At 73.0% G+C, this 15,963-nt stretch carries 16 protein-coding genes; 9 read left to right on the top strand and 7 right to left on the bottom strand.

The features are described 5' to 3' along the window. Nucleotides 1-37: 37 nt before the first annotated feature. Genes paaE through paaA form a run of 5 tightly spaced genes read right to left on the bottom strand, consistent with a single transcriptional unit; the run spans nt 38 to nt 3,776 of the window. Entirely contained in the window at nt 38-1,141 is a 1,104-nt protein-coding gene (gene paaE / locus AB0G20_RS09690) for a 1,2-phenylacetyl-CoA epoxidase subunit PaaE (RefSeq protein WP_361299368.1), read from the bottom strand. Between the two features lie 11 nt (nt 1,142-1,152). Beyond that, the gene (gene paaD, locus AB0G20_RS09685; RefSeq protein ID WP_361298473.1) at nt 1,153-1,668 is read right to left on the bottom strand and encodes a 1,2-phenylacetyl-CoA epoxidase subunit PaaD; all 516 of its coding nucleotides are present in this window, start codon (nt 1,666-1,668) and stop codon (nt 1,153-1,155) included. Beyond that, nucleotides 1,662-2,489: a 1,2-phenylacetyl-CoA epoxidase subunit PaaC gene (gene paaC / locus AB0G20_RS09680; protein WP_361298470.1), complete on the bottom strand. Its 828-nt coding sequence runs from the start codon at nt 2,487-2,489 to the stop codon at nt 1,662-1,664. Before paaC ends, paaD begins: the two co-directional genes overlap by 7 nt. Nucleotides 2,490-2,499: 10 nt before the next feature. Then, nucleotides 2,500-2,793 (bottom strand): 1,2-phenylacetyl-CoA epoxidase subunit PaaB, encoded by a 294-nt coding sequence (paaB, locus tag AB0G20_RS09675; protein ID WP_030844556.1) that lies wholly within the window; start codon nt 2,791-2,793, stop codon nt 2,500-2,502. Continuing rightward, on the bottom strand, nt 2,790-3,776 hold the full coding sequence (paaA, locus tag AB0G20_RS09670) for a 1,2-phenylacetyl-CoA epoxidase subunit PaaA (protein ID WP_361298466.1): 987 nt from the start codon (nt 3,774-3,776) through the stop codon (nt 2,790-2,792). The genes paaB and paaA overlap by 4 nt, the downstream gene beginning before the upstream one ends. Before the next feature lie 211 nt (nt 3,777-3,987). On the opposite strand from paaA, the gene paaI reads away from it, so the two are divergent. Further along, nucleotides 3,988-4,377, top strand: coding sequence for a hydroxyphenylacetyl-CoA thioesterase PaaI (gene paaI, locus AB0G20_RS09665; protein ID WP_361299365.1), 390 nt, complete (start codon nt 3,988-3,990; stop codon nt 4,375-4,377). Continuing rightward, nucleotides 4,374-5,729: a phenylacetate--CoA ligase PaaK gene (gene paaK, locus AB0G20_RS09660; protein WP_361298463.1), complete on the top strand. Its 1,356-nt coding sequence runs from the start codon at nt 4,374-4,376 to the stop codon at nt 5,727-5,729. Before paaI ends, paaK begins: the two co-directional genes overlap by 4 nt. A gap of 22 nt (nt 5,730-5,751) precedes the next feature. Here the strand turns inward: paaK and AB0G20_RS09655 are convergent, their stop codons facing one another. Beyond that, entirely contained in the window at nt 5,752-6,975 is a 1,224-nt protein-coding gene (locus tag AB0G20_RS09655; protein ID WP_361298460.1) for a PP2C family protein-serine/threonine phosphatase, read from the bottom strand. Between the two features lie 99 nt (nt 6,976-7,074). Further along, the gene (locus AB0G20_RS09650) at nt 7,075-7,833 is read right to left on the bottom strand and encodes an IclR family transcriptional regulator (RefSeq protein ID WP_361298457.1); all 759 of its coding nucleotides are present in this window, start codon (nt 7,831-7,833) and stop codon (nt 7,075-7,077) included. A 165-nt stretch (nt 7,834-7,998) separates the two neighbouring features. Between AB0G20_RS09650 and AB0G20_RS09645 the strand changes: the two genes are divergently transcribed. Genes AB0G20_RS09645 through hypE form a run of 7 tightly spaced genes read left to right on the top strand, consistent with a single transcriptional unit; the run spans nt 7,999 to nt 15,940 of the window. After that, nucleotides 7,999-9,744 carry an enoyl-CoA hydratase-related protein gene (locus AB0G20_RS09645; protein ID WP_361298454.1) on the top strand — a complete coding sequence of 582 codons (1,746 nt, stop codon included), beginning with the start codon at nt 7,999-8,001 and terminating at the stop codon, nt 9,742-9,744. Further along, nucleotides 9,741-10,328, top strand: a complete 588-nt coding sequence (locus AB0G20_RS09640) for a hydrogenase maturation protease (protein ID WP_361298451.1) — start codon at nt 9,741-9,743, stop codon at nt 10,326-10,328. The genes AB0G20_RS09645 and AB0G20_RS09640 overlap by 4 nt, the downstream gene beginning before the upstream one ends. A 39-nt stretch (nt 10,329-10,367) precedes the next feature. After that, nucleotides 10,368-11,105 carry a hydrogenase nickel incorporation protein HypB gene (gene hypB, locus AB0G20_RS09635; protein ID WP_361298448.1) on the top strand — a complete coding sequence of 246 codons (738 nt, stop codon included), beginning with the start codon at nt 10,368-10,370 and terminating at the stop codon, nt 11,103-11,105. Then, nucleotides 11,102-13,414 (top strand): carbamoyltransferase HypF, encoded by a 2,313-nt coding sequence (hypF, locus tag AB0G20_RS09630; RefSeq protein ID WP_361298445.1) that lies wholly within the window; start codon nt 11,102-11,104, stop codon nt 13,412-13,414. The genes hypB and hypF overlap by 4 nt, the downstream gene beginning before the upstream one ends. 3 nt (nt 13,415-13,417) lie before the next feature. Further along, entirely contained in the window at nt 13,418-13,738 is a 321-nt protein-coding gene (locus tag AB0G20_RS09625) for a HypC/HybG/HupF family hydrogenase formation chaperone (protein ID WP_361298442.1), read from the top strand. Continuing rightward, nucleotides 13,735-14,877 (top strand): hydrogenase formation protein HypD, encoded by a 1,143-nt coding sequence (hypD, locus tag AB0G20_RS09620; RefSeq protein ID WP_361298439.1) that lies wholly within the window; start codon nt 13,735-13,737, stop codon nt 14,875-14,877. Before AB0G20_RS09625 ends, hypD begins: the two co-directional genes overlap by 4 nt. Then, nucleotides 14,870-15,940, top strand: a complete 1,071-nt coding sequence (gene hypE / locus AB0G20_RS09615) for a hydrogenase expression/formation protein HypE (protein WP_361298436.1) — start codon at nt 14,870-14,872, stop codon at nt 15,938-15,940. Before hypD ends, hypE begins: the two co-directional genes overlap by 8 nt. The last annotated feature ends 23 nt before the right edge of the window (nt 15,941-15,963 follow it).

Here is a 15,963-nt window from a genome sequence, read left to right as displayed (position 1 = left end):
GGGGCCGCAGGCCGACGCACCGGTCGGGGGATCGGGCTCAGGTGTCGAAGTCCACCGTCAGTGCCTCGGACACCGGGAACGACTGGCAGGTGAGGACGTAGCCCGCGTCGACCTCGGACGGTTCGAGGGCGAAGTTGCGGCGCATGTCGGCCTTGCCGTCGGTGACCAGGGCGCGGCAGGTGCCGCAGACACCGCCCTTGCAGGCGAAGGGCAGGTCGGGGCGGGTCTGCTGGGCGCCTTCGAGGATGGACCGCTCCCGGGGCAGAGCGGAGGTGGTCGACCGGCCGTCGAGGGTGACGGTGACCTGGCTGACCGGGCCTGAGGGGCCTGTCTCGGCGTGGTGGACCTCGCGTACGGGCTCGTCGTCGGCGTAGAAGAGCTCCTGGTGGACGCGGTCGGCGGGCACGCCGAGGCCGGTGAGGACCTGCTGGGCGGCGCGGACCATGCCGTGCGGGCCGCACAGCCACCAGTGGTCGGCGGACTCCACGTCGACCAGCGCGTCGACGAGTGCGGAGAGCCGCTCGGCGTCGAGGCGGCCGGAGAGCACCTCGGCCTCGCGGGGCTCGCGGGAGAGGACGTGGGAGAGCTGGAACCGCGTCGGGTAGAGGTCCTTCAGGTCGGCGAGTTCGTCGGCGAACATCACCGTGCCGGTACGGCGGTTCCCGTAGAGGAGGGTGACCTGTGAACGGGAGTCGGCGGCCAGGACGGACTCGGCGATGGAGACCATGGGCGTGATGCCGGAGCCGGCCGCGATCAGGACGTGGTGGCCGTGGGAGGTGAGGTCGGGGGTGAAGGCACCGGTGGGTGCCATCACCTCGACGGTGTCCCCGGGGCGTACGTCGTTCACCAGCCAGGAGGAGAACAGGCCGCCCGGCACCACGCGGACGCCGATGCGCGGCGCCGTGCCGGCGGGAGCGCAGATCGAGTACGAGCGGCGCTCGTCGCGTCCGTCGATGTCGCGGCGCAGGGTGAGCGACTGGCCGGGCGCGAAGGTGAACTCCTCGGCCAGCTCGGCCGGGATGTCGAAGCTCACGGCCGCCGCGTCCTCGCACAGCGGCTGCACGGCCGCGACCCGCAGGGGGTGGAAGACCGGACGTCGGCGGGCACGCGGGCGGGCCGCCGGGGCGGGGGCCGGCTCCATCAGGTCCTCCATCAGATCTCCTTGACGTACTCGAACGGCTCGCGGCAGGCGAGGCAGCGCCACAGGGACTTGCAGGACGTGGCGCCGAAGCGGGAGGTCTCCTCGGTGTCGGGATGGCCGCAGCGAGGACAGGGCACCGAGCGGCGGGAAGGCGACAGCACGAGCGGGACCGGACCGGCCGCTCGCGCAGGCACGGCCCCGGGCGGGGCGATGCCGTGCTCGGCGAGCTTGCGGCGGCCGGCCGCCGTGATCCAGTCGCTGCTCCAGGGCGGGTCGAGGACCGTGCGGATCTCCACGTGCGCGTACCCGGCGTCCCGCAGCCGGGCTGCCACGCCGGCGCGCATCTCCGCCATGGCCGGGCAGCCCGAGTAGGTGGGGGTCAGGCTCGCGACCACCGTGCCGTCCGGGCTCAGCGACACCTCGCGCAGCACTCCGAGGTCGGCCAGGGTGAGCATGGGCAGTTCGGGGTCGGGCACCTGCTCGGCGATGTGCCGGGCCCGCCGCGCGTCCAGGGCTGTCGTCACCATGTCGCCTCCGGGTGCGCGCGGGCCACTGCCTGCAACTCGGCCAGCAGCGGGGCGAGATGCTCGGTGTGGTCCCCGGTGCGGCCCGAGCCGGGCAGCGGGCGGTAGACGGGCATGGGCAGTCCGGCCGCCTCGGTGACCTGGCGCAGCACGGCGACGACCTCGTCCCGGACGTCGAACGCCGTGAACAGCTCGCCCAGGTAGGGCGCCACCTGCTCCTGCGCCCTGCGCATCCGGCGGTGCGACTCCTCCGTGCCGTCGCCGAGACGCACGGCCCACTCGGCCGCGTACTGGCGGTGGTACGTCAGTTCCTTCACGCCCTTGGCGGCGATCGCCGCGAGCACCGGGTCGCGGTGTGCGGTGAGCCGCTCGAAGTGCGCGAGGCGCCAGCTGGCGAACACCAGCAGCCGCACCATCGAGAACGCGAAGTCGCCGTTGGGGAGTTCGGCCAGGCGTACGTTGCGGAAGTCGCCGGCGTCGCGGAAGTAGGCGAAGGCGTCCTCGTCGCGGCCGGTGCCGTCGACCTGGCCCGCGCGGGAGTAGAGCAGGCGGGCCTGGCCGAGCAGGTCGAGCCCGATGTTGGCCAGCGCCACCTCCTCCTCCAGTTCGGGGGCGCGGGTGGTCCACTCGGCCAGCCGCTGCGCCGAGACCAGGGCGTCGTCGGCCAGGGTGACGCACAGGGCGGCCAGTTCACCGGCGTCCACTCCGCCGGGCACCGTGGTGTCGACGCCGTGCAGGGGGTCCTCGAAGCCGGTGCCGTAGGCCCAGCGGGTGTCGTCCTCGTGTCCCTCGGCGAGGGTCATGTAGACGTGGTCGTCGCTCATGCCCTCTCCTTCAGATGTGCGGGACGTCTTCGGGGATGTCGTAGAAGGTCGGGTGCCGGTAGACCTTGTCGGCGCTGGGCTCGAAGAAGGGGTCCTTCTCGTCGCGGGTGGAGGCGGCGATGTGCTCCGAGCGCACGACCCAGATCGAGACGCCCTCGTTGCGCCGGGTGTACAGGTCGCGGGCGTGGGTGAGCGCCATGCGGTCGTCGGCGGCGTGCAGCGATCCCACGTGGACGTGGTTCAGCCCGCGCTTGCCGCGTACGAACACCTCGTACAGCGGCCAGTCCTGCTTGTCGGCGGTCATGCCACCGCTCCCTTCCGCTCGCGGGCGGCCTGCTTGGCGGCGTGGGCGGTGGCCGCCTCGCGCACCCAGGCGCCCTCCTCATGGGCCGTGCGGCGCCGTTCCATCCGCTGGTCGTTGCACGGGCCGTCGCCCTTGATGACCCGCATCAGCTCGTCCCAGTCGGGCGTGCCGAAGTCGTGGCGGCCCCGCTCCTCGTTCCAGCGGAGCTCCGGGTCCGGGAGCGTCACGCCGAGCTTGTCGGCCTGCGGGACGGTCATGTCGACGAAACGCTGACGCAGCTCGTCGTTGCTGTGCCGCTTGATCTTCCAGGCCATGGACTGCGCGGAGTTGGGCGAGGCCTCGTCGGGCGGGCCGAACATCATCAGCGACGGCCACCACCAGCGGTCCACCGCGTCCTGCACCATCTCGCGCTGGGCGGCGGTGCCCCGCATCATCGCCATCAGCAGCTCGTAGCCCTGCCGCTGGTGGAACGACTCCTCCTTGCAGATCCGCACCATGGCGCGCGCGTAGGGCCCGTAGGACGAGCGGCACAGCGGCACCTGGTTGCAGATCGCGGCGCCGTCCACGAACCAGCCGATCACCCCGACATCCGCGAAGCTCAGCGTCGGGTAGTTGAAGATCGACGAGTACTTCTGGCGGCCCTCGATCAGGCGCCCGGTCAGATCCGCGCGGTCGGCGCCCAGCGTCTCCGCCGCCGAGTACAGGTACAGCCCGTGCCCGGCCTCGTCCTGGACCTTCGCGAACAGAATGGCCTTGCGGCGCAGCGACGGCGCGCGGGTGATCCACTCGCCCTCCGGCTGCATGCCGATGATCTCCGAGTGCGCGTGCTGCGCGATCTGCCGGATCAGTGTCTTCCGGTAGCCCTCCGGCATCCAGTCGCGCGGCTCGATCCGCTGGTCCCGCGCGATCGTCGCGTCGAAGTGCTGCTGGAGAACCGGCTCGGCGCCGTCCGTCCCCGCGGGGCTGGAGCGTGTCGTATCCATCCGTCCCACTTCCCAACCGACCATTCGTTCGGTCCATGGTAGGACAAGCCGGAGCGCCTTGGTAAGACCCCCGGGCAAGTCCTGGACCCTTGACACGCGTCCGGGCGGCTGGATTACATGGCGACACCGAGGCTAACCGAATGTTCGGTCGGGCTATGAGGTGGTGCGAGAAGTGACCCATACCGCTGATGCGACGCCACCCGCGGAGGCGATGTTCGCCGCGGACGAGGCCTCCCGCGGGCTCGGGATCGAGCTCCTGGAGCAGGGCGAAGGGACCGCCGTGCTGCGGATGACCGTGACTCCGGCGATGGTGAACGGGCACGGGATCGCCCACGGCGGCTACGTCTTCCTGCTCGCCGACAGCGCCTTCGCCTGCGCCTGCAACAGCCACGGCCCGGTGACGGTCGCGGCGGGCGCGGACATCACCTTCGTGGCCCCGGCGCACCAGGGCGACGAGCTGGTCGCGCGCGCCGAGGAGCGCACCCGGTACGGGCGCAGCGGCCTCTACGACGTGAGCGTCCGGCGGGGCGACGAGGTGATCGCGGAGTTCCGGGGCCGCAGCCGCAGCATCGCCGGCACGAGGCCCGAGGAGTGCGAATGACCAGTGAGACGACGGCCTCCCGGGCTCCGGAGCCGACGGGGCAGCGACGCGGCGAGCCCCTCCCCCACGACCTGCTCGACGACGGTGAACGCCTGACGCGCGAGCAGTTGCGGGAACTCCAGCTCGACCGTCTGTGCCGCAGCCTGCGGCACGCCTACGAGAACGTGGAGGCGTACCGGAAGAAGTTCGACGCGGCCGGGGTCTCCCCCGACGACTGCCACTCGCTGGAGGACCTGTCCCGCTTCCCCTTCACCACGAAGGCCGATCTGAGGGACACCTACCCGTTCGGGATGTTCGCCGTCCCCATGGACCAGGTGCGGCGCGTACACGCCTCCAGCGGCACCACCGGCCGCCCCACGGTGGTCGGCTACACGGAGAACGACCTGTCGATGTGGGCGGACCTCGTCGCCCGCTCGATCCGCGCCGCCGGCGGCCGCCCGGGGCACAAGGTGCACATCTCCTACGGGTACGGGCTGTTCACCGGCGGCCTCGGCGCGCACTACGGCGCGGAGCGCGCCGGCTGTCTGGTGATCCCGGCCTCCGGGGGCATGACCGCGCGCCAGGTGCAGATCATCCAGGACTTCCGGCCCGAGATCATCATGGTCACCCCCTCCTACATGCTCACGCTGCTCGACGAGTTCGAGCGTCAGGGCCTCGACCCGCGCGACAGCAGTCTGCGGGTGGGCGTCTTCGGGGCCGAGCCGTGGACGGAGGAGATGCGCCGCGAGATCGAGGAGCGGACGGACATCCACGCCGTCGACATATACGGCCTCTCCGAGGTGATCGGCCCCGGTGTGGCCCAGGAGTGCGTGGAGACCAAGGACGGGCTGCACGTGTGGGAGGACCACTTCTACCCCGAGGTCGTCGACCCGATCACGGGCGAGGTGCTGCCCGAGGGCGAGGAGGGCGAGCTGGTCTTCACGTCCCTGACCAAGGAGGCCCTGCCGGTCGTCCGCTACCGCACCCGTGATCTGACCCGGGTGCTGCCCGGCACGGCCCGGCCCGCGTTCCGCCGCATCCAGAAGATCACCGGCCGCTGCGACGACATGATCATCCTGCGCGGCGTGAACGTCTTCCCCAGCCAGATCGAGGAGATCGTGCTGCGCACGCCCGGCGTCGCCCCGCACTTCCAGATCCAGCTGACCCGGCGCGGCCGCCTGGACCACATGACCGTCCGTGTCGAGACCCGTCCCGGCACCGGCCCCGAGCAGCGCGAGGCCGCGGCCGGGACGATCGCGAAGGCCGTCAAGGACGGCATCGGCATCACCGCCGACGTGACGATCGTCGAACCCGAGACCCTGGAGCGCTCCCTCGGCAAACTCCGCCGGGTCAAGGACCTGCGCGAGGCGTGACCCGGCCCGGCCGCCGCGGCTCTCATGAGCAGCACCTCGCCTCGCGCACCGGGTCGGGAGCGGCCGGGCCGAGATCGCTCGCCCCGGGGGCCTCCGCCTCGGCGGGGCGTGCGGTCGGCTTGCGGATGAGGAGCAGGGCCGCGTCGTCGTGCAGCCGCCCGCCCACGTGTGCCAGCAGTTCGTCGTGGAGCGCGCCGACGGTGTGGGCCGGCTCGTGGGAGACATGGCGCTTCAGGCCCTCGGTGAGGGGGTAGAAGGCGCGGCCGCCGTCGCGGGCTTCGGTGACCCCGTCGGTGTAGAGCAGCAGTTGGTCGCCGTCGTCGAAGGGGAGCGCCTGGAGCCCGGGGGTGTGGCCGGTGAGGGCGCGCAGTCCGAGGGGCGGGGCCGGGTGGGTGGGCTCCACCGCGGTGATGCTGCCGGAGGCGCGCACCAGCAGCGGGGGCGCGTGCCCGCAGTTCACCACCTCCAGATGCCCTGCCCGCGGGTATCCGGCGACCACGGCGGTGACGAAGTCGTCGTGTCCGAGGTTGCGGGCGAGGCTCCGCTCGATCCTGTCGACCACGGCGAGGAGGTCGGCTTCGTCGTGGGCGGCCTCGCGGAAGACACCGAGCACCAGGGCAGCGGTCCCGACGGCGGGCAGCCCCTTGCCCCGCACGTCGCCGACGATCAGCCGCACCCCGTGCGGGGTGGGTATCAGCGCATACAGGTCCCCGCCGATACGGGCCTCGGCCGCCGCCGCGCTGTAGCGGACGGCCGCCTGGAACGGCCCGACGGTCGACGGCACGGGCCTGAGCAGTGCGTGCTGGGCGGTCTCGGCGACCGAGCGGACGGCGGCGAGCACCCGTTCCCGGCGCCCGCGCAGGGTGCTGGCCAGGCCGCTCGCGAGGGTGACGGCGGCCAGGGCAGACAGCACGGCGGACAGTTCCCGGAACGGCACTCCGTCCCGGAGCCCGAGTGTCACACCGAGCGCCGCGGCGAGGAAGCCGATGCAGACAACCCCGCGCGGCCCGTTGGTCGTGGCCGCCAGGGCGGGCCCGGCCGCCAGCAGGGGCAGCCAGATCATCCCCGCTCCGCCGACGAGGTCGACGGACACGACGAGGGCGACGACCAGGACGGGCAGGAGGGGTGTTCCGGCGGCGAGCTGCGTGATGGCGCGCCTGCGGGCCGAAGCCCTGGAACCGGCCGCTCGGTTGCCGAACGGCCCTGCCGGCCGGTGGTCGACGCCATGGTCTCGGGCTTGGCTCATGTTGGTGTATCAGTCCTCACCTGTGCCGGGGCACGTCCCTGAAATGTCTGCTTTATCCAGAGAACGGGGTGAGCGGGGTCACCGGCAAGAAGCGGATTTTCAGATAGTGAACGAGAGGCTCCTGGTCACGCGGCTCGCGGTCGGGAGCAGCCGCTCGCGGATCTCCGGCAGCCGGGAGAGCCGGTTCGACGGCAGCGAGACACCCAGGGAGCCGAGCGTGTCCCCGCTGTAGACCGGGACGGCGACGCAGACCGTGCCGACGGCGTACTCCTCCAGGTCCGTGACGGCCGGGGCCAGGGGCGGGGTCTCCAGCCGCCGGAGCAGTTCCGGCAGGCTGGTGATCGTCCGCGGGGTGAGGTCGGCGAGGTCGTGACGGGAGAGGTAGTCCTGGCGGGCCTCCTCGTCCAGTTCCCGCAGTACGGCCTTGCCCAGTGCGGTGGCGTGCCCCGCGTCCTCGAAGCCCACCCAGAGATCGACGCGGGGGGTGCCGGGGCCGTCGACGATCTCGGCGACCCGGATCTCGCCGTCCTCGTAGAAGGTGAGGTAGGCGGCGGTCGCGAGCTCGTCCCGCAGCGCGGCGAGGGTGGGCCGGACGCGGCTGAGCAGCGCCTGCGCACGTCCCGTGGACTGCAGGGTCTGGAGTTTGTCGCCGAGGACGAACCCGCCGTCGTCCAGCTTCCGCACGTACCCGTCGTGCACCAGGGTCCGCAGCAGGTGATAGGCGGTCGCCAGGGGCAGGCCCGTCTCGCGCGCCAGCTGCTTGGCCGGCGCGCCGTTCCCGTGCGCGCTCACCGCCTCCAGCAGCCGCATGGCCCGCTGGACGGAGTTGATGAGCGTAGGGCCGTCTTGCGTACCCATACGAACAGCGTGCGCCAGGCGTGCGGCCCGGGCAAGGGGGACCGGAGTCCCGCTGCGCCGGGTGATCACCGCAGAACGTACTCGTTCGGCCGGAAGCGGTTGAGGACCGCGAAACGCCGCCGTGGTCCTTCACGGCCCTCCCTCGACGGACGACCATGCGATGTCATGGACATCTTGCTCGTCGCCACTGCGTTCAACAGCCTGTCCCAGCGTGTGTTCGCCGAACTGTCGGACGAGGGGCACCACGTGGACGTCGTGCTCGCCTCGCACGGCCCCGACGCCGTCCGGGCCGCCGTACGCGAGGTGTGCCCGGAGCTGATCGTCGCCCCGATGCTGAAGTCGGCCCTGCCGGAGGACGTGTGGCAGGAGCACACCTGCCTGGTCGTGCACCCGGGGCCACCCGGTGACCGGGGCCCGTCGTCGCTGGACTGGGCGATCGCCGAGGAGGCGTCCGAGTGGGGCGTGACGGTGCTCCAGGCCGAGGCGGCCATGGACGCGGGTGACGTGTGGGCGGACGGCACCTTCCCGTTGCCCCCGGCGGGCAAGAGCGACATGTACCGCAACGAGGTGGCGGACGCCGCCACGGCCGCCGTGCTGCTGGCCGTGCGGCGCTACGCCGACGGGTCGTACAAACCGCGCCCGCAGAGCGAACCCGGGATCCACGTCGTGTGGCGGGACTTCTTCCGCCAGGAGCAGCGGCGGATCGACTGGGAGAACGACAGCACGGCGACGGTGCTGCGCAAGCTCCGCGGGGCCGACTCACAGCCGGGCGTCCGGGACGAGATCTGCGACCGGGAGGTGTTCCTGCACGGCGGGCACCCCGAGGACCGGCTGCGCGGGGAGCCCGGGGAACTGCTCGCGACCCGGGCCGGCGCGGTCTGCCGGGCCACCCGGGACGGCGCGGTGTGGATCCCGGAGCTGCGCCCCCGCAAGAGCTCCGGCGACCCTGCACCGTTCCGCCGCCCGGCCGCCTCGGTGCTCTCCGGTTTCCCGGCCCCGCCCGGCAGCGGCCCGGGCATGCCGGGTTCGAACGACCGCCCGTACTGGCTGCCCGAGATCGCCGCCCCGCTCGAACTGCCCCCGGGCCGCACCACCTGGACCGACATCCGCTACCGGCAGCGCGGTCACATCGGCTTCCTGAGCTTCTCGTTCCCCGGCGGGGCCATGAGCACCACCCACTGCCGCAGGCTGCTCGCCGCCTGGCGTTACGCCCTGACCCGCCCCACCTCGGTGCTGGTGCTCGGCGGCGCCCGCGACTTCTTCTCCAACGGCATCCACCTCAACGTCATCGAGGCGTCGAGCGACCCGGCGGGCGAGTCCTGGTCCAACCTGAACGCCATGGACGACGTGGTCGAGGCGGTGCTGCGCACCACCGACCGGCTGGTGGTGGCGGCCCTCGGCGGCAACGCGGCGGCCGGCGGCGTCATGCTCGCCCTGGCCGCCGACGAGGTCTGGTGCCGCACGGGCAGCGTCCTCAACCCGCACTACCGGAACATGGGCCTGTACGGGTCGGAGTACTGGACGTACTCGCTGCCCCGCCGGGTGGGCGCCGAGACGGCCGAGCGGCTGACGACCGAGGCGCTGCCGGTGAGCGCCGCGACGGCCGAGCGGATCGGGCTGGTGGACCGTCTGGTGCCGGTCGCTGCGCGGGAGTTCGGCACCGAGGTCGAGCGCCTGGCCGCCGACCTGGCCGCCGATCCGGATCTCCCGCGCCGGATCACCGCCAAGGCCACGTCCCGTCACGCGGACGAGCTCCAGCGGCCCCTCGCCGAATACCGGCGCTCCGAACTCGCCCGTATGCGCGCCGTCTTCTTCGACCCCGAGGCGCCCTACCACGCGCTGCGCTCCGCCTTCGTCCGCAAGCTCCCGAACGGCTCCGCCCGGCCGCTGGCCACCGGAGACGCGCGATGAGCGCGCGGCTGCTCGTGGCGGGGGTCGGCAACATCTTCCTCGCGGACGACGCCTTCGGCCCCGAGGTGATCCGCGCCCTGGACCAGCACCCGCTGCCGCCACAGGTGCGGGTGCGGGACTTCGGCATCCGCGGCATGGACCTGGCGTACGAGCTGCTCGACGGCTACGACACGGCCGTCCTGGTCGACGCGGCCGTGCGGGGGCATGAGCCGGGCGCGCTGTCGCTGATCGAGCCGGACCTGCCCGACGGCTCCACGGCGGGCGCCCCGCCCGAGGCACACGGCATGGATCCGGCGAAGGTCCTCGCCCTGGCCGCCCACCTGGGCGACGAGCCGCTCCCCCGCGTCCTGGTCCTGGCCTGCGAGCCGGAGCTGCGGGCGCCCGCCGACGAGGACATCGCCCCGGGCATCAGCGCGACGGTGCGCGAGGCGGTCGGGCGGGCCGTCGCGGCGCTGCACACCATGGTGCCGGTGCTCCTCGCCGACCCGGCGGCCACGCCCCCGTTGAGCCGCCCGGACGAATCCGCAGCCCTGTCGTCGGCCGGGCTGCCGGGCACGGTGAGCGGCGGCGCGGAGGATCGGTAGCGGAACGATTTCCCTACCGACCCGCGAGGAGCGGCGCCCATGTGCGATTCCGTGGACGAGGTCACTCAGGCCGTCCTGGCGAAGAACGACGGTCTGGCCGCGGACCTGCGTGAGGAGTTGGCCCGGCGCGCGGTGAGCGTGGTCAACCTGCTGTCCAGCCCCGGCAGCGGCAAGACGGAACTGCTCGGGCGGATGCTGGCCAGGGCCGTGGAGCGGAGCCTGCCGGTGGCCGCGCTCACGGCCGACCTGGCCACCGAGAACGACGCCGACCGGCTGGCCCGGTCGGGAGCCCCGGTGAAACAACTGCTGACGGACGGGCTGTGCCACCTGGAGGCGCGGCAGCTGCGCGGCCACGTGGAGAGCTGGCTGCCCGAGGGCACGTCGCTGCTGTTCGTGGAGAACGTCGGCAACCTCGTCTGCCCCGCGTCCTACGACCTCGGCGAGAGCCTGCGGATCGTGCTCATGGCGGTGACGGAGGGCGAGGACAAGCCGCTGAAGTACCCCACGGCCTTCGGGTCCGCCCATCTGGTGGTGCTGACCAAGACGGATCTGGCCGAGCCGGCCGGGTTCGACGAGTCGGCCTTCGAGGCGAACGTCCAGCGGGTCAACCCGGGGGTGGAGGTGGTGCGGTCCTGCGCCCGTACCGGCGCCGGCGTCGACGCACTCCTGGAACGGGTCCTCGCCGTCCGGGACGGGGCCCCCGTCCACCGGCCTCCCCTGGCGCCCCGCCCGCACACCCACACGCACGAGGGCGCCGAAGCCGGCCTCGTCTCGTGACAGCGCCCGCCACCCGGGCGGTGCGCCGGCGTGTCACCGTGCGCGGCACCGTGCAGGGCGTGGGCTTCCGCCCCTTCGTGCACCGCCTCGCCACCGACCTCGGGCTCGCGGGCTTCGTGAGCAACACGGCCGGCGGTGTCCTCATCGAGGTGGAGGGGCCGCCGGACGGGGTCGCCGACTTCTGCGACCGGCTGGCCAAGGAGCCTCCGCCGCTGGCCACCGTCACCGGCGTCGGGGTCGAGGACCTGCCCGCCACCGGCGCCGACGACGCCTTCGGCATCCGCTCCACCGACCGTTCCCCCGGCAGCACCCTGCTCCCGCCCGACACGGCGACCTGCCCGGACTGCCTGCGGGAGCTGGGCGATCCGGCCGACCGCCGGCACCGGCACCCGTTCGTCACCTGCACGCACTGCGGCCCCCGCTTCACCATCGCCACCGGCATGCCGTACGACCGGGTGGCCACGACCATGACCGCCTTCCCGATGTGCGGCGAGTGCGCCCGGGAGTACGGCGACCCCCTGGACCGCCGCTTCCACGCCCAGCCCGTGGCCTGCCCGGACTGCGGTCCTCGGCTGCGCCTGGTGCGGGCGTGCGGGAGCGGGGTCCGGCCGGCCCGGGATGCCGAGGCCCTGGCGTCGGCGCGGGCGCTGCTGGCCGCCGGACGGATCGTCGCCGTCAAAGGCCTCGGCGGCTACCACCTGGCCTGCGACGCCACCGACGCACGCGCAGTCGACACCCTGCGCGCCCGCAAGGCACGCGGGGGCAAGCCGTTCGCGGTGATGTGCGCCGACCTCGACGAAGTACGGCGGATCGCCGAGCTCCCCGCGTCCGCACGGGCTGCCCTCACCAGCTCGCGGCGCCCCATCGTCCTGCTGCGCCGGCGCGCGGAGGCGAACGGCCTCGCACCCGGCGTCTGCCCCGGCAGCCCGCACCTCGGCGTGCTGCTCCCCTACACGCCCGTGCACACCCTGCTGTTCGGCCTGCCCGGTGACCCGCCCGGCCCGCGTGTGCTGGTCATGACGAGCGGCAACCGATCCGGGGAACCGATCGTCACGGACGACGACGAGGCGCTCACCCGGCTTGCCGGGCTGGCCGACGCCTGGCTCGCCCACGACCGGCCCATCGCCTCGCCCTGCGACGACTCCCTGCTGCGGGTGCGGCCCGACGGCACCGAGCAGGTGCTGCGCCGGTCCCGGGGGTATGTGCCCCGCCCGCTGCGGCTGCCGGTCCCGGTGCGGCCCGCCCTCGCCGTGGGCGGCGACCTGAAGAACGCACTGTGCCTCGGCGAGGGCGATCAGGCCTGGTTCGGCCCGCACATCGGCGACATGGGCGACCTGGCCACCCTGGAGGCGGCCCGCCGGGCGGACACGCACCTGCGGGGGCTGACCGGCGTGAGCCCCGAGCTGGTCGCCGCCGACCGGCACCCCGGGTACCACTCGACGCGGTGGGCCGCCCGACTGGCCGGGCACGCCCCCGTGCTGGTCCAGCACCACCACGCGCACATCGCCTCCGCGATGGCCGAGCACGGCCTCGACGGCACCACCCCCGTGATCGGCGTCGCCTTCGACGGCACGGGCTACGGAACCGACGGCACCGTCTGGGGCGGCGAGATCCTCCTCGCCGGTTACGGCGGCTTCCGGCGCTACGCCCACCTGTCCCCCGCCCCGCTGCCCGGCGGCGACGCGGGCGTGGCCAACCCGTGCCGTCTCGCCCTGGCCCGGCTGTGGGCGGCGGGACTGCCGTGGGACACGGACCTGCCCTGTGTGACCGCCTGCCTGCCGGACGAACTGTCCGTTCTCGAAAAGCAGTTGACCGGCGGCCTGGCCTGTGTGGCGACCTCCAGCATGGGCCGCCTCTTCGACGCCGTGTCGTCGCTCGTGGGCGTGTGCCATCGCGCGGGGTACGAGGCGCAGGCCGCGCTGGAGCTGGAGGCGGCGGCCACGTCGGCATGGGGCGCCGACACGTCGGCGTACACCTTCGCCCGCGGGCTCGACCCGGCGCCCGTGCTGAGTGCACTGGTCGCCGATCTGCGGCGCGGCACCCCGGCCGCCGTGCTCGCGGCCCGTTTCCACCGTGCGGTGGCGCGGGCCGTGGCGGAGATCTGCCGGCGGGCGCGTCAGGACACCGGCCTGACCTGCGTCGCCCTCAGCGGCGGGGTGTTCGCCAACGCGCTGCTGGAGGAGGAGTGCGCGCGGCTGCTGACCGAAGACGGCTTCGCGGTGCTCCGGCACGGCGAAGTCCCGCCCAACGACGGCGGGCTGGCCCTAGGCCAGCTGGTGGTCGCGGCGCACCTACGACAGGAGGAGTGACCCATGTGTTTGGCAGTGCCCGGCAAGGTCGTGGCCATCGACGACAGTGCCGACCCGCTCACCGGGCTGATCGACTTCGGCGGCGTGCAGAAACAGGCGTGCCTGGAGTACGTGTCCGACGTCAAGGTGGGTGAGTACGTCATCGTGCACGTCGGTTTCGCGCTCCAGCGTCTGGACGAGGAGTCGGCCCTGGCCTCCCTGAAGCTGTTCGAGGAACTGGGGCTGCTGGAGGAGGAGTTCGGGGACGCCTGGGAACAGGCGGCCAAGGAGGCGGGCGGCGCCGCGGTGACGGAGCCCCAGGACGGCGGGAGTGAGGCCCGGTGAAATACATCGACGAGTTCAACGACCCCCAGCTGGCGCGACGCCTGCTGGACGAGATCCGCGCCACCGCCACCCGGCCCTGGGCCCTGATGGAGGTGTGCGGCGGGCAGACCCACTCGATCATCCGGCACGGCATCGACCAACTGCTGCCCGAACAGGTGGAGTTGATCCACGGTCCCGGCTGTCCGGTCTGTGTCACGCCGCTTGAGGTCATCGACAAGGCACTGGAGATCGCCTCACGGCCCGGGGTGATCTTCTGCTCCTTCGGCGACATGCTCCGGGTGCCGGGCACCGACCGCGACCTGTTCCGGGTCAAGGGCGAGGGCGGCGACGTGCGGGTGGTGTACTCGCCGCTCGACGCCCTGGAGCTGGCCCGCCGCAACCCGGACCGGGAGGTGGTGTTCTTCGCGATCGGCTTCGAGACCACCGCCCCGGCCAACGCGATGGCCGTGCACCAGGCGCGCCGGCTGGGCCTGTCCAACTTCAGCCTGCTGGTGTCGCATGTGCGGGTGCCTCCGGCCATCGAGGCGATCATGACGGCGCCCGAGTGCCGGGTGCAGGGCTTCCTGGCCGCCGGGCACGTGTGCAGCGTGATGGGGATGGCCGAGTACCCGGAGCTGGCCGAGCGGTTCCGCGTGCCGATGGTGGTGACCGGCTTCGAGCCGCTGGACATCCTGGAGGGCATCCGCCGGGCGGTCCGCCAGCTGGAGCGCGGTGAGCACCGGGTCGAGAACGCCTACCCGCGTGCCGTGCGCGAGGAGGGCAACCCGGCCGCGGTGCGCATGATCGAGGAGGTCTTCGAGGTCACCGACCGGTCCTGGCGGGGCATCGGGCGGATTCCCACCAGCGGCTGGCGGCTGACCGACGCCTTCCGCGCGTACGACGCCGAGCAGCGCTTCGACGTCAGCGGGATCCGTACCGAGGAGCCCGCCGAGTGCCGTGCCGGCGAAGTACTCCAGGGCCTGATCAAGCCGACCGAGTGCGCCGCGTTCGGCACCACCTGCACCCCGCGCACCCCGCTCGGCGCCACCATGGTCTCCAGCGAGGGCGCCTGCGCGGCCTACTACCTCTACCGCCGGATGAACACCGCGGCGCCGCAGGCCGGCACCGCCGCACCGCAGGAGGTGGCTCCCCTTGCCTGAGCGACTCGCCGACGTGGTCGACCCGGCCAACTGGACCTGCCCCGCACCGCTGCGCGACCAGGGGGTGGTGGTCATGGGCCACGGCGGAGGGGGCGCGCTGTCGGCGGAGCTGATGGAGCAGATCTTCACCCCTGCCTACGGCAACGCCACCCTGTCCGGTCTCGCCGACTCCGCCGTCCTCGAACTGGGCGGCGCGCGGCTGGCCTTCTCCACCGACTCCTACGTGGTCCGGCCGCTGTTCTTCCCCGGCGGCTGCCTCGGCGACCTCGCGGTCAACGGCACCGTCAACGACCTCGCGATGAGCGGCGCGAAACCCGCCTACCTGTCCGCGGCCTTCGTCCTGGAGGAGGGCGTGGAGCTGACGGTCGTCGAGCGGATCGCGCGCGCGATGGGGGCGGCCGCCGAGACCGCCGGCGTCACGATCGCCACGGGTGACACCAAGGTGGTGGAGTCCGGGCACGGCGACGGGGTGTACGTCACCACCGCCGGGGTGGGGCTCGTGCCCGACGGGGTGGACATCCGGCCCCAGCGTGCACGGCCCGGCGACGTGGTCGTCGTCAGCGGTCCGATCGGGCTGCACGGCGTGGCGATCATGAGCGTGCGGGAAGGGCTGGAGTTCGGGGTGGAGATCGCCAGCGACACCGCGCCGCTGGCGGATCTGGTGGCGGCCATGCTGGCCGTCACTCCGGACATCCATGTGCTGCGCGACCCCACCAGGGGTGGCCTGGCCGCGTCCCTCAACGAGATCGCCCGTGCCTCCGGGACCGGTGTCCGGTTGCGGGAGCGGGCCATCCCGGTGCCGGACGCGGTGGCGAACGCCTGCGGGTTCCTCGGGCTCGACCCGCTGTACGTCGCCAACGAGGGGCGGCTCGTCGCCTTCGTGCCCCCGTCGCAGGCGGAGGAGGTCCTGGCTGCGATGCGGGCCCATCCGCAGGGTGCCGGGGCCACGCTGATCGGCGAGTGCGTCGCCGAGCATCCCGGGATGGTGGTGGTCGCCACCGGGCTCGGCGGGACACGGGTGGTGGATCTGCCGCTCGGGGAGCAGCTGCCGCGCATCTGCTGACCTGCCGCGCATCTGCCGGCCGG

This window comes from Streptomyces sp. NPDC024017 (genome assembly GCF_040638895.1).
In the GTDB taxonomy this organism is placed as follows: domain Bacteria; phylum Actinomycetota; class Actinomycetes; order Streptomycetales; family Streptomycetaceae; genus Streptomyces.
The sequence above is the reverse complement of the archived record's forward strand: the minus strand, read 5'-3'. Positions and strand labels throughout refer to the sequence as shown.